Annotated in this window: 12 protein-coding genes; 4 read left to right on the forward strand and 8 right to left on the reverse strand. The window is 63.5% G+C overall.

Annotated features, from left to right (window positions below; all coding sequences use genetic code 11):
- Positions 1–50: 50 nt before the first annotated feature.
- Positions 51–509 (forward strand): host attachment protein, encoded by a 459-nt coding sequence (locus K0B96_RS04645; RefSeq protein WP_220164359.1) that lies wholly within the window; start codon positions 51–53, stop codon positions 507–509.
- Positions 510–577: 68 nt separating this feature from the next.
- Here K0B96_RS04645 and K0B96_RS04650 read toward each other — a convergent pair whose 3' ends face one another.
- The 3 genes from K0B96_RS04650 to K0B96_RS04660 all read right to left on the reverse strand — a co-directional run bounded on the left by K0B96_RS04650 (position 578) and on the right by K0B96_RS04660 (position 3,974).
- Positions 578–2,212: a GxGYxYP domain-containing protein gene (locus tag K0B96_RS04650; RefSeq protein ID WP_220164360.1), complete on the reverse strand. Its 1,635-nt coding sequence runs from the start codon at positions 2,210–2,212 to the stop codon at positions 578–580.
- Positions 2,213–2,229: 17 nt separating this feature from the next.
- The gene (locus K0B96_RS04655) at positions 2,230–2,751 is read right to left on the reverse strand and encodes a hypothetical protein (RefSeq protein ID WP_220164363.1); all 522 of its coding nucleotides are present in this window, start codon (positions 2,749–2,751) and stop codon (positions 2,230–2,232) included.
- 68 nt (positions 2,752–2,819) lie between these two features.
- Positions 2,820–3,974 carry a DNA topoisomerase IB gene (locus K0B96_RS04660; protein WP_220164365.1) on the reverse strand — a complete coding sequence of 385 codons (1,155 nt, stop codon included), beginning with the start codon at positions 3,972–3,974 and terminating at the stop codon, positions 2,820–2,822.
- 180 nt (positions 3,975–4,154) lie between these two features.
- Here K0B96_RS04660 and K0B96_RS04665 point away from each other — a divergent pair, with 180 nt between their 5' ends.
- Complete coding sequence (locus tag K0B96_RS04665) at positions 4,155–4,670, forward strand: ferritin-like domain-containing protein (protein WP_220164366.1); 516 nt, start codon at positions 4,155–4,157, stop codon at positions 4,668–4,670.
- A 52-nt stretch (positions 4,671–4,722) separates the two neighbouring features.
- Here K0B96_RS04665 and K0B96_RS04670 read toward each other — a convergent pair whose 3' ends face one another.
- Both K0B96_RS04670 and K0B96_RS04675 read right to left on the reverse strand, forming a co-directional pair.
- Positions 4,723–7,011 carry an AI-2E family transporter gene (locus K0B96_RS04670; protein WP_220164368.1) on the reverse strand — a complete coding sequence of 763 codons (2,289 nt, stop codon included), beginning with the start codon at positions 7,009–7,011 and terminating at the stop codon, positions 4,723–4,725.
- Between the two features lie 241 nt (positions 7,012–7,252).
- On the reverse strand, positions 7,253–8,227 hold the full coding sequence (locus K0B96_RS04675) for an O-fucosyltransferase family protein (RefSeq protein WP_220164370.1): 975 nt from the start codon (positions 8,225–8,227) through the stop codon (positions 7,253–7,255).
- A 259-nt stretch (positions 8,228–8,486) separates the two neighbouring features.
- Here K0B96_RS04675 and K0B96_RS04680 point away from each other — a divergent pair, with 259 nt between their 5' ends.
- Positions 8,487–9,998, forward strand: coding sequence for a PRC-barrel domain-containing protein (locus K0B96_RS04680; protein WP_220164372.1), 1,512 nt, complete (start codon positions 8,487–8,489; stop codon positions 9,996–9,998).
- Between the two features lie 56 nt (positions 9,999–10,054).
- On the opposite strand, the gene K0B96_RS04685 is transcribed toward K0B96_RS04680, so the two are convergent.
- Together K0B96_RS04685 and K0B96_RS04690 are read right to left on the reverse strand one after the other, a co-directional pair.
- The gene (locus tag K0B96_RS04685; RefSeq protein ID WP_220164374.1) at positions 10,055–10,426 is read right to left on the reverse strand and encodes a DUF2237 family protein; all 372 of its coding nucleotides are present in this window, start codon (positions 10,424–10,426) and stop codon (positions 10,055–10,057) included.
- Positions 10,427–10,490: 64 nt separating this feature from the next.
- On the reverse strand, positions 10,491–11,006 hold the full coding sequence (locus K0B96_RS04690) for a GreA/GreB family elongation factor (RefSeq protein ID WP_220164376.1): 516 nt from the start codon (positions 11,004–11,006) through the stop codon (positions 10,491–10,493).
- Between K0B96_RS04690 and K0B96_RS04695 the strand changes: the two genes are divergently transcribed.
- Positions 11,005–11,313 (forward strand): hypothetical protein, encoded by a 309-nt coding sequence (locus K0B96_RS04695; protein ID WP_220164378.1) that lies wholly within the window; start codon positions 11,005–11,007, stop codon positions 11,311–11,313. The genes K0B96_RS04690 and K0B96_RS04695 overlap by 2 nt on opposite strands.
- On the opposite strand, the gene K0B96_RS04700 is transcribed toward K0B96_RS04695, so the two are convergent.
- Positions 11,289–12,266 carry a YihY/virulence factor BrkB family protein gene (locus K0B96_RS04700; RefSeq protein WP_255558847.1) on the reverse strand — a complete coding sequence of 326 codons (978 nt, stop codon included), beginning with the start codon at positions 12,264–12,266 and terminating at the stop codon, positions 11,289–11,291. The genes K0B96_RS04695 and K0B96_RS04700 overlap by 25 nt on opposite strands.
- Between the last annotated feature and the right edge of the window lie 79 nt (positions 12,267–12,345).

Genomic DNA, 12,345 nt, shown 5'->3' on the forward strand with positions numbered 1-12,345 from the left:
GTGCGACCACATGCCAACGCGTTTCTGTCTCCTCATCGTTTAACTTCGTCATGACCGAAAAATACATCGTCGTCGCCGACCCGCGGCAGCTCCGGTTTTACCACGAAGAAAGCCAGCCCGGCCAAATCGCGCCGAGCTTGGTGGTGGCGCAAGCGGTGGACCTGGCCGATGAACGCCGACGATGCGCACTGCCAGGCGAACGGCCGCCCAGGGGCGACGCCGCAGCGAGCGCGTCAGCGGCGCCCATGGAGGAACGGCGCCCGAAGAACGAGGACCGCGAGCGGCGCATCGCGACCCAGATCGCGAAGCACATCAACGCGTTTTTTGCGACGCAACCCGACGCGGTGTGGCACTTCGCCGCGAGTCCGTCGCTGCATAACGAAGTCATCGACCGGCTCGAGACCAGCACGGGCAACCGACTCGATCGCTCCGTGCGGAAGGAATTGGGCAACGTCCCGCCGGTCGAGCTACGAAGTCACTTCAAGCTCGCGCCTTTGGCCGAGAGGTAGCGCGAAAGGGCGCGCGACGGTGGACACTGCCGGGCGTGCGCGCCCCGGGGACGGAGCGCGCGGCGAGCTTACGGTTTCAACGCTTCGTCGGCGTAGCGCGGTTTGAAGGTCGGGTTGCTGGCAGCGAGCTTGAGAAACGTATCGACGGGCACGACCTCGGGGTGTTCGTCGAGCTGGCCGACGATTTCCATCACGCGCTTGATGCTGTTGGATTCGCGCACGTGAACGAGCAGGTAGTAGGGGCGTTTCGGGTTGAGGCGCATCAACTCGTTGAGATCGGCGACGGCATCCGGCACCGGGCGATGTTCGTCGAGATAGTAGTCGTAGGACATGAACGCCTGGCCGTTGCGCGCATCGTAAGTATGAGCGGCGGCGTAGCCGTTGATGAAGCCGATGACGTCGGGGGCGTATTTGAAGTATTCGTCAACGGTGCGTTTCGGCACATCGAAATAGCCGACCGGCACGGACGCGCTGCGGCGCGTGTGGTCCATGACGCTGACGACGTGCAGATCGTATTTCGCCATCATCTCGTTCATCTCTTTCATGAGGCCGGGAAAACGATCAGGAGGAATCGCGACGGGATACATGTAGCCGGACTGGCCGCCGTTGAAATAGTCCTTGGGCGTTTTGTCCTTGGCGAACATTTCGAGAACGCCGGGATACCAGCGCACGCCGTCGATACCGACATCCCAGTTGTAGTAGATCTGACCGCGCTCGGGTTCATTCCAAGCGCCGATGCCCATGCTATCGGACTGCACGAGGCAGACGTAGACCTTGGGTTCGGCGGTGACCTTCTGCTGTCGGGTGACGTGGTTGTTGTTGGTGAATTTAAAGCCGGGCGAAAACTCGATCTGGCTCATGAATGTGCCGTTGGGAAACGTATTCAGGCCGATCACCTTGAGGCCGTAGCTGGAGGTGAGCGTGACCCATTCTCCCTCGCTGTCTTTGGCGTAGGAATGCCAGCCGAAGATGAAGGCGCCGGGATTCATCTGCGCGAGGATGCGGCGGTGGAGTGCGAGTTCCTCTTTGTCCTTGGGATTGGCGGAAAGGTCGGCCACGAAGGCGTGCATGGCGATGCCGAGGTCGGCCACGCCGGGTTCCATGGTGTTCCACGCGACGCCGCCCATCCAGATGAGATAGTCGCGACTGCAATCCTTCCAGTAGCGGTCGAGCGCCCACTCGTAAATCTGCACATCGCTCTGCCCGGTGAACTGGCCGCGGAAATCGGCGAGCGGTTTCAGGCCGTGCTTCTCCGCGAGCGGGATGAGGCTCTCGTCGACGACCACGCCCCGTTGCACGCCGGCGGCGGTGAAGGCGACGTTGAGCGACGTGCGCACATTTTTATCCCACACGATATAGCCTTTGGCGAACTTGCTGAGGGCGGTGAGGGCGGCATCAGGCGTGGCGAGGCGGGTGAATTTGATGCCGTAGCGGGTGGCATAGAAATCCTTCACGGGCGCAAAATCGTGAAAGTGCCAGGAGGGTGGATACTCGACAAAAACGCGCGGCGCATCGGTGTTGGCGAGACCTTGCAAGCTGATGAGCAGGGCGTTCTCGGGGAGGCTGCCGTTGATTTCCCAGTTGTCCTGCGCGACGACAGTATACGCTTCCTTTGGAATCGGACCGGCGACGCCGGGAATGGCCTGCACGCGCAGAGCGGCGGCGGAGAGGGTGAGGAGGGAGAGGAGGATGATGCGCTTCATGGTAGGGCGGGCTGAGCTCAGGCGCGGGTGAAAACGAAGGTGAGTGGCTGGTCGCGCGTGGAGCGGATTTCCAACACTTTCAGGGTGTGGCCGTCGGCGGAGAGGTGATACTCGTCGTAGATGTGCACGGGCACATCTCCTTGCTGGGCTTCGAGCGTCAGCTGGCGGTCGAGCTTGAAAACGCGGTTGGGTTCGATCCACGCGCCGGTGACGTGCTGCTGTTTGTCGCCGCCAATGTAAGCGTTGTTATACCACGTATCGAGCCAGTAGGTCATCGGCGTCGTCGTGACGGTGCGGGCATCGAGTTTTGCGCGAGTGAGGTCGTCGGCTCCGCGGTCTTTGCCCCAAGTGAGATGGCGGGCAATGCTCAGGGAATCGCCGTCGAGGGTGATCGTGCGCGTGTCGGTGTCCCACGGTTTGATGGGCGAGCTCGCGGCGACGTCGAGTTTCCACGTGCCGGCAAAACCGCTCTGGGCGGCGGAGGCGCCGAGCGCTGCAAAAGTCAGCGCGGCGAAGGCGAGAAGGGAGCGAATACGCATAGGGGAAGAGTTGAATCGCACCTTCGCCCTCGAACGCGGTTCGTCGCAAGAATTCGTTTCATGAACGTTCAGCGGGTGCGGCGCGTGGCGCGTCGGGCGGGCGCACGGGGCGGAGCCGCGAGCCGCGCCTGCAGAAACGCGAGCACGGCGCCTTCCTCGGCAGTGAGTCCGCGCAGTCCGCCGCGCAACGCCGCTTCGGTGCGCTGCTCGAGTTGTTTCACCGTCGCGCCATCGAGGTAGCTCTCCATCACAACCGGGTGGATATAACATTTGCGGCAGACGGCGGGGGTGTTGCCGAGCCGCTCAGCGACGCGCTCGATGGCGCGGACGAGATTTTTTTTCGCCTGCGCTTTCGTGTCGAAGCGCTCGAACTCGCGCAACGCGAGGGCTGCGATCACGGTGCCGGCCCAGGTGCGAAAGTCCTTCGCAGAAAAATCGTCGCCGGCGATTTCGCGGAGGTAGGCGTTGACGTCGTCGGATGCGACATCCTGCACCGCCCCGGCGTCGTCGCGATATTGAAAGAGTTCCTGGCCCGGGAGGTCCTGCGCCTGGCGGACGATTTTCGCGAGGCGTGGTTCGCGAAGGTCGATTTGGTGTTGCCGGCCGCTTTTGCCCCGGAATTCGAAATGGATGAGGCCGCCCTTAATTTTGGCGTGGCGGTCCTGCATCGTGCTCAAGCCGAACGAGCGGTTTTCACGGGCATATTCGTCGTTGCCGATACGGATCAGGGTGGTCTCGAGCAAGCGGACCATGGCGGCGAGCACTTTGCGGCGGCCGAGGCCGGGCAGGCGAAGGTCGCGAGCGACGCGCCGGCGGATGGCGGGGAGGGCGCGACCGAAGGCGATGACGCGTTCGTATTTCGTTTCGTCGCGGACCGCGCGCCAATCGGGATGATAGCGATATTGCTTTCGCCCGCGCATGTCGCGCCCGGTGGCTTGGATGTGCCCATGCGGCGAGGCGCAAATCCATACGTCGCGCCAAGCCGGGGGAATCGCGAGGTGTTTGATGCGGGCGAGCGTGGCGGTATCGTGGATGGGGCGACCGGCGGCGTCGCGATAGGCAAAGGAGCGGCCGGCGCGACGACGGGACAAGCCAGGGCGAGTGTCGGCGACGTAGCGCAAGCCGGCCTCGCGAGCGGCGAGGATAGCCTCGTTGGCTGGATGCGGCGGAGGCGCGCGGCGACGAGCCGGGGGCGTTGCGGGCGGGCGGATGCGACGAGCCATGGGATTGGCACCAGCTTACGAATTCGCCCGCATGAGCGGAAGCGGAGCGCGGCGGAAAGTCGCATCAGGGAGACGGCGGACGAGAGACGGTGGGTTGCCCGCGCGAAGATGCAGGGTGGCCCGATGGTGGAGGCGATGCCGGCCGCGTATCGTGGCCGCGAACGTTAAACCACATTTACCATGTCTACTGTCACATCACTCAAAGAACTCTTGGTTGAACAGCTCAAGGATCTCTACAGCGCCGAAACGCAGTTGGTCAAAGCGCTGCCGAAGATGGCAAAGGCCGCTACGGACGAGGATCTCAAAACGGGTTTCACCGAGCATTGGGAGCAAACCAAAACCCACGTCGAACGACTCGAGAAAGTCATGGAGCAGCTGGACGAATCGCCGAAGGGAAAAAAGTGCAAGGCGATGGAAGGGCTGATCGCGGAAGGGAAGGAAGTCCTCCAAATGGAAGGCGACCCGGCGTTGATCGACTCGGCGCTCATCGCAGCCGCGCAAAAGGTGGAGCACTACGAAATGGCGGGTTATGGCACCGTGCGCACACTGGCTGAGCGGCTGGGCGAAGATCAGATTGCCGACCTCTTGCAGACGACGCTCGATGAAGAGGGCGAGACCGACAAGCGGCTCACCCGCATCGCCGAGGAGATCGACATCGAAACGGCGGAGGACGACGACGAGGAGGACGAAGAGTAAAGCGCATCCGCCCAGCGAGCGTGGCGAGCCGGGCGATACTGCCGGGCTTTTTTTACGCCGGCGCGGGCGGCTTGCGACTTTGCACTGCGGCGACGAGCTCCGCCGCCCGTGCGCGCAAGAGCGCTTTTTGCGCGGCCGTGATTTCCCGTGGTTTGGTATCGACGAGGCAGAGCGTGCCGACGACGTGGCCAGCCTCGGTTCGCAACGGAACGCCGGCGTAAAATCGCACTCCGCGAGCGGTGACAGCCGGATGAGCGGCGACGCGTTTATCGGCGGATGTGTCGTCAATCACGACGAGATCATCGGTCACCGTGATAAAGTCGTTCAACGCCGACTCTATGCCCGGCTCCTGTGGGGCGTCGGCGTTTTCTTCGGAGATACCGGAGATGCCGGCCCAGAATTCGGCGTCGGCCTTGAGAAAACTGACGAGGGAAACCGGCACGTCGAACGCGTCGGCGAGGTCGCGCGTGACGAGCGCGATCACGTCGTCGGCGGCGGCTCGGGCAAGGTCCAAGGGTGCAAGTGCGGCGTCGGGAACGGATGCGGAGGTTGAATCGGCCGTGCGGCCGGCGAGGCGTTTCTCCAGTACAGCCACCGCTTCGCCGAGTGAGGTGACGAGATCCTCAACGCGCGAGGAGCGGAGGCGTTGTTTCAGCGGGCCGACCGCGGCGTCGCGCGACCACAGGCCGAGCACGATCGGCGGACGAATGCGGGCGCGCAGGAAGCGCCGGATCACGTGTTGCGCGGCGGAAAATCCGCCCGGGGGGAGGGAAGAGACAAAGACGAGGCGAGTCGGCTCTTGTTCGATGCGTTGGATGTTCTCTTCCGGTTTCGTGGTGATGGAGGCCACGTCCATTTCTATTCCGCGTTGCAGGAGCAAGTGGCGCAACATGAGCGCAACGATTTCATCGGCGTCGTCGCGGGCCGGCACGGCAAAGAGTCCCCGGGCGTCGGCGGCGAGCGGCGTATTCGGCTCGGCTTCGGGGTTGCGCTCCAACTCGGCGATCAACTCGCGGCACTCTTCGAAGATAAACGTCTGCCGCACTTCGGCGAGGGCGCCGTGATGGCGATCCTGTTCGGCGAGTTGAAGCGCGGGGAGGAGAATGTCGTCGTAGAATTCCAGCAGGGAGCGCTCTTCAATGTAGGTGAGCGCGATGGACTCCATTTCGTCGGCGTCCATCGCGAGCATGCGTTGATAAAAGCGCACGGGCGGAGCGAGCACGGGATCGCTGCCGAGCAAGACGCTGAGAAATTTCAGGCCGGGCACATATTTGCCGATGACCATGAGGCAAACGGTCATGGGGGTGGAGAGAAAGAGTCCGGCGGGGCCCCAGAGCCACGTCCAGAAAACCGCTGCAACGAGGAGCGCGACGTTGGAAATGCCCGTGCTCGCGCCGTAGAGGACGACTTCGACGACGTTGTTGCTGATCAACTCCATCACGACGAAGAGGCCGACGACGTAGATCAATTTCATCCAGCCGGGATCGACGGCGAACGCGAGGACCACGGGAAAAATGGCGGCGATCCATGGTCCGAGGAAGGGGATGAAGCGCAGCAGAGTGGCGAGGAGGCCCCAGAGCAGGGCGTTGGGTATGCCGATGAAAAACAGCCCGAGGCCGATGGGAACGCCGTAGGTGGCGTTGACGATGAGTTGCATGCCCAAGTAGCGCGAGACGCGTTGGGCGGCATCATCGAGCGCTTGGGTCGCCATGTTCATCTGACCCGAACTGACGACGTTGAGGAAGCGGTCGCGGAGGTCTTCGCGTTGAAACAACATCGCGATCACAAAAACAATCACGATGCCGGCGGTGCCGAGCGGGCCGAGGACGGGAGCGAGGATTTCGCGCGCGACCTCCACGGCCGAACCATCGGATTTCATGACGACGGGGACTGGGCCAGGCTCCGCGGGCGCGGTGGCTGCATCGGTCGGCACGTGTTCGGAAGGGGCTTGGAGTTGTTTGCGGACGTTTTCGACCACCCCGGACGCGCGGGAGATCGCCTCGGGCGCGTGGGGCGCCTTCATCGCCGCGATTTTGTGATGGATGTTTTGCTCGTAGTTCGGAAGTTGCCGGGCGAGGTCGAGCAATTGGGCGCCGACCAACCAGCCGACGCCGCCCAGCACCGCAAAGGCGAGCGTCACGGTGGCAATGATCGCGGCGGTCTTGGGCAATCCCCAACGCGTGAGACGGACGACGACGGGCGTGAGAAGGAACGCGAGGAGAATGGCCATCGCGACCGGGATCATCACATCCTTGGCGAGCCGCAGGATGGCGACCACGAGGGTGACAGTCGCGAGCGTTACGAAGCCGCGAAGCGGCACACTATCCATTTTGGGTTGCACGATGTGGGGCGCAAACGAGCCGAGGAGCAGAGCATCCCGGCGGTGGGCGGCAAGTTGCTGACAGGCCGGCGGCTGTACAGTTCGGTGCGCCGGGAGCGACGACGAAAGATAGTCGGGCGGGTGCCAGGTGAGCGAATGAGGGCAGGCGACTGCCGTTCCAAGAGCGCGCCGGGGCTGTCGCGTCACGATCGATCAGCGCGGGCAATGCGCTGGCGGAACGCGCAATGCCCGTCTGGAGTTCTTAGGCGCCCCGCGGTGTTCCTTCGGCAAACATCGGCACGGGAAACCATGCGGCCCAAGCGGGCGATGTGCGGCGTCGGTTCAGTTGAGTGACGGGCAGCGAGGGGTGGAGCAACGTGGTCCACTGGGAGAGGCTTGATTCCGTTTTCAACAAATGCTGGCAGCGACCGAGGAGCAATGCGTCGAGCAGCGCCTGGCGAGCTTTCGTCACCGGATTCCCGTGGTTCATGAAATGCACGCCGGTGAGGTCGCCGGAGCGCAGCACGTCCGGCGCGCTGGCCACCGGGCGCCCGTGAAATTCGGAGCCGATGGCGCTCACGAAAGAGAGGGAGTCGGTCGCGAAGAACACACGATCGAAAGACCCGGTTTCGAGCAGCGCGGCGGCGGCCTCCAGCATCGCCGCCGGAGTGACCGGGTCCGCTTCGGTGTGCTTGTCGCTGCCGCGGAAGTGCAGGCCGAGTGTGGGCTCGCCGCCCATGAAGCGGGCGTGATAATCTTCGAGGGTGGCGCTCAGTGCAGGAGCGAGGGTGAAATGCGCATGCAGGAAGGCGGCGAGCTCCGCGCGTTCCCAGGCTCGGGCCCGGCGCAGCGAAGGGGGAACGTCGTTCCATTGCGTGAGTACGAACTCGGGAGCGCCGGGCGGAACATCCAGATCGGTTGGCTGGCGGTAGAGTTCCGCGAGCCAATCGTAGCTGCCGTCGGGCCGGCCATAGTGAGGGGTGGTGAAGCGGAACTTGGGGCGCAGTCCACGCTCGTGGCACGCCGTCAGGACCAACACAGCCATGTTGAAATGAGCGCCCAATCCGCCGGCAGGGGCATTGATACGAACGGGCAGGACTCCCGGGGCGGTCGCGAGCGCCTTTTCGTTGGCGTGGTGGACGCGGGAGAGGCGCGCGATCTCCCGGCGGCGACCGAGAGCGATGCGGGCGCGGGCAAGCAAATGCGTGGGCGAAAGGGACACGGTGGCGGCAGACATGAGACACCCTAGGCCCGAGTTGCACGCCGCGGTTGCTCGGAGAATTTCCGCGACGGCAGGTGGGGCGGATTGCTTCAAGCGCGGGCGTGACCACCGGCTCAGGGCGCAGCGGATGGCGGAGCAGCGGGCCTGCTGAGTCCTTGTTTACCATCTCCATGATGGCGCAGATAGAATCGGCCCAGTGTGCGTTCCGGAGGCGACCCCATGGCGACTTTCCCGCGGAAGAGTAGAGTTAGCGTATGTTCGCAACTCACTGCACTTGCGCTTGCGGCCGGGCCTCCCGGCTGCGATCCGCGGCGGCGAGTTGAGGACAGACCGGGTGCGGTCGCGAGCCGGGAGAGCTCGTGATGCGGCGCGCCGGAAACTGAAACTAAACGCAACCCCCATCAGGAATCCTATGAAAAACCACTCAAAATCACTCACCTGCGCGGCGGTCGGCGCTTTGGTTCTGTGTCTCGCGCCTATGGCGGGAGCGCGGACCAGCGCAGACAGCAGCAGCATGGATCAGTCGACGAATAAAGATTACCGGAGCGACAACGGCTCGGCCCGCAGCTCGCGAATGGCAATGAAGGACGCCCGCAAAGAACACAGCGCGCAAAAACTCATGGGTCGCGCCGTGGTCGGTTCGGACGGCGAAAAGCTGGGCGACATCAATGATTTCGTCATCAACCCTGACAACGGCCGCATTGAATATGTGGTCGTGAGTTCGGGCGGCGTGCTCGGAATCGGCGATACGCTGCATCTCGTGCCCGCCGCTGCATTGACACCCGCAACCGCCACCACGAGTGCGTCCGCCGGATCGATGTCGGCATCGATGTCGAGCGACAAGTTCTCCGTCAATATCGACAAAGCGAAATGGAAAGACGCGCCGAAGTTCCAGAAGGATCAGCTGGCGTCAGTGAATGACCAGCGGATGCAACTCGATCAGTATTACGACGTGAAAGCGGACACGATGAAGTCGAAGTGGCACAAGCATTCCGACAAGAATGCGGACATGAATGCGCAGTGCGTTCTGGCCAGCGACGTCATCGGCAAGAACATCCGCTCCGGCGATCAGAAGGTGGGCAACATCGATGACCTGGTCATCACGTGGTCTGATCATCGCGCCGCGATTCTTCTCGATCCCGATCATGACTTCGTCGCGACTGACCGCTCCAATGTGGGTGCGGGCACGACCAACGAAGATATGAGCGCCGGCCGCTCGGGCGTGAGCGCCAACAGCAGCCGTCGGATGACGGGTAATGGGAAATACGTAGTGAGCTTCGACAAGGTCGAGATCTCCGGCACGGGTCGTGATTCCGTCACGACTTCGCTGACGAAAGACCAGTTCGTGGCGGCCACCGCGGGTTCTGCCGCGACGGCGGGCGTGATGAATCGGGATGGAGTCTACGCCTGGCAGGGCTGGGATGCGGATCCGGGCATGAACGTTTCGGTCCATACGACGAATGACTCGAGCGGCTGGAAGAGCCAGTCAACCACGACGGGCATCACTTCGCCCGGCGGCATGACCACGGTGATGAGCAACGACGCTGCGAATAGCAGCCGCGCTGCGACTGACCAGGCGACGGTTGAATCTGTTCGCCGGGTGTTGAACGACGGTTCGCTGCCGGCGGCGGCTCGTCAGGTGCAGGTCTCGCAGGAAAACGGCAAGCTCGTGCTTACGGGCACCGTGCCGAGCAAAGACCTGAAGAACACGATTGAAGACAAGGTGGAAAAAGCCGCCAACGGTTGGGATGTGGACAACCAGATCTCCGTTTCGGAAAAGAACTGAGCGCCTCACAACAGTGAGCTCTCTCAAGGCGCGGCCATGGCGGCCGCGCCTTTTTTTTAGGCCGTCGCATGACGACGGAGCACATCCTCGGGTATGACTTCCAGTGAACGCGCATGGGTCGCGGCCAAGGCAACGGGAGCGGCGCAGCCGGATTCCACCGCGGCCAGCCAGCGACTCGCGCAGACGCACCAGCGATCGCCCGGCACGAGCCCCGGAAATGAGAACTCGGGGCGCGGCGTGGACAAGTCGTTCCCATGCGCTCGACTGAAGGCTAAAAACTCCGCGGTCACTTCGACGCAAACGGTGTGGCAACCGTGGTCCTCGGCGCAGGTGTCACAACGGCCGTTGCGGAAAAATCCCGTCAGCGGGTGGGTGGAACACGGCTTCAACGGGCCGCCGAAGACGTTGCGCGAAGGAAGCGAGAGCATGGAGTGAGTCGGTCGCGGTGTGCCAACAAAGGCAACTGCGGGGCGCGGGCAGACGAATCGACTTCTACTCGTAGCTGATGTCCGTCACGCGGAGCTCTTGCCGACCGGCCGGCGAGGAGAATTCCACCGAGGAGTCGCGGTGGGCGTTGAGCAAGGCACGGGCGATGGGCGACTGGTGGCTGATCGTCCCCGCCGCCGGGTCGGCTTCGTCGACCCCGACGATGCGATAGCGAACTACGCCGCCGGTTTTACTTTCCACCGTGACGGTCGCGCCGAACTGCACGACATCATGAGGCGGCGGAGGAGGTGGAACGATCTCCGCGGTCTGCAAGGTCAGTTGCAGTTGGCGCACCCGGCTGTCGAGGCGCTGCAGCTCGGCTTTTTCGTCGGCATCGCTGGCCGCCCGGGCGGCCAGGCCCGGTCGTTCCGTGATGCTCAAACGGGTGATTTCCTCCTGCAGCACGGCGGCGCCGCGGGGCGTGAGATAGTGCTTGCCGCCGATGAGCAGCGAGAGCGGGAGCGCCGGCGGAGAAGCGGGTTCGGGCTGCAGGTCATCTTCGCGGAGAAAGGCTTTGCTCATGGGAGAACGCTACTCGGACGAGGAGAAACGACAACCCGCCGGCGGTGATGTGGCGTTCATTCGTGGATACAAAAAAGCCCGGTCAGTGAAGACCGGGCTGAATGCTAGCGAAGCGAATCCTTACCGCTTTTTCTTAGCCGCCGGTTTTTTGGCAGCAGGCTTTTTCACGGCTTTGGTTTTCGCTTTGGCTTTACTCTTGGGGGTAGGCATGACCCGAGCATTCAGCGCACTCGCCTCCTTCGGTGCAATGGCAATTTGCAAAAGTGAGCGCGAAATTTTGCTTCAAGATTTCTCGCCTCGTCCGTGACCAACGGTGTCCGCCGCGAACGCGCCGCGCTGACCAAGCGGGCGTTCCGGCCCCGGCGTGGTGTCGCGCGCGGTCTGGCGTTCCATCTCCGCATTGAGTTCTGCGCCGAGGAGCACGACGTAGGCGGTGAGGTAGAGCCAGAAGAGAAAAATGACGATGGCGCCGAGCGACCCGTAGGTGCGATCGTAGCTCCCAAATTTGGATACGTAGAACGAAAAGCCCACGCAGGCGGCGATCCAGAGCGTGGCGGCGACCATCGCCCCGCCGCTCAACCAGGACCAGCGGGCGGGCCGCCGTGACGGCCCGAAGCGATAGAGGGCCGACACGCCACTGGCGAAAAGAACAACCAAGCAGGGCCACCGCAGGCAGGCCACGAGCATTTCCGTGCCGGCGGAAACACCCGCGCGGCGGGCGGCGAGAGGCACGGCGGCGAGCAGGCCGATGACGACCAGCACGCCGAGAATGGCGGCGAAGGTGAGCGCGAGTGATCGCACGAGCAGGCGTAAAAAGCCGCGGCGTTCGGTTTCGTTGTAGGCGATGTTGAGTCCGGCGATGAGGGCCCGCGTCGCCCGCGCGCTGCTGTAGAGCGCGAGGACCACACCGATCACGGCTCCCCAGCCGGCGGCCGTGGTGTTGCCGGTGATACGGCTGATTTGCTCCTGCACCAAAGGCATGACCTCTCCCGGCAAAACGCGGGCGAGGAGTTCCAAGTGCGCGGCAATGGTGGACGGATCAGCGACCAGCGCGTAGAGCGAGATGGTCGCACCCAAGGCGGGCACGGCGGCGAAAAACCCATAGTAGGCAACGCCGGCGGCAACGATGGAGAGGTTGTCCGCGGCGAGCTTTTGCCGCGTGCGCGCCAGGATATCCAGCCAACCGCGCGCAGGGAGTTCGCCGGGATGATGGGCGGACCGGCCGCGAGCATCCGCGGCGGAAGCGGGGTTGATGGTCAAGGGTTCAGCGGGCCAGATCCAACGTGAGGGCGTTGCGAGCTGCGCCCCGTCGAGACGTAAAACTCACCGGGGTCGAAGC

This window comes from Horticoccus luteus, from assembly GCF_019464535.1.
Classification (GTDB): Bacteria; Verrucomicrobiota; Verrucomicrobiia; order Opitutales; family Opitutaceae; genus Horticoccus; species Horticoccus luteus.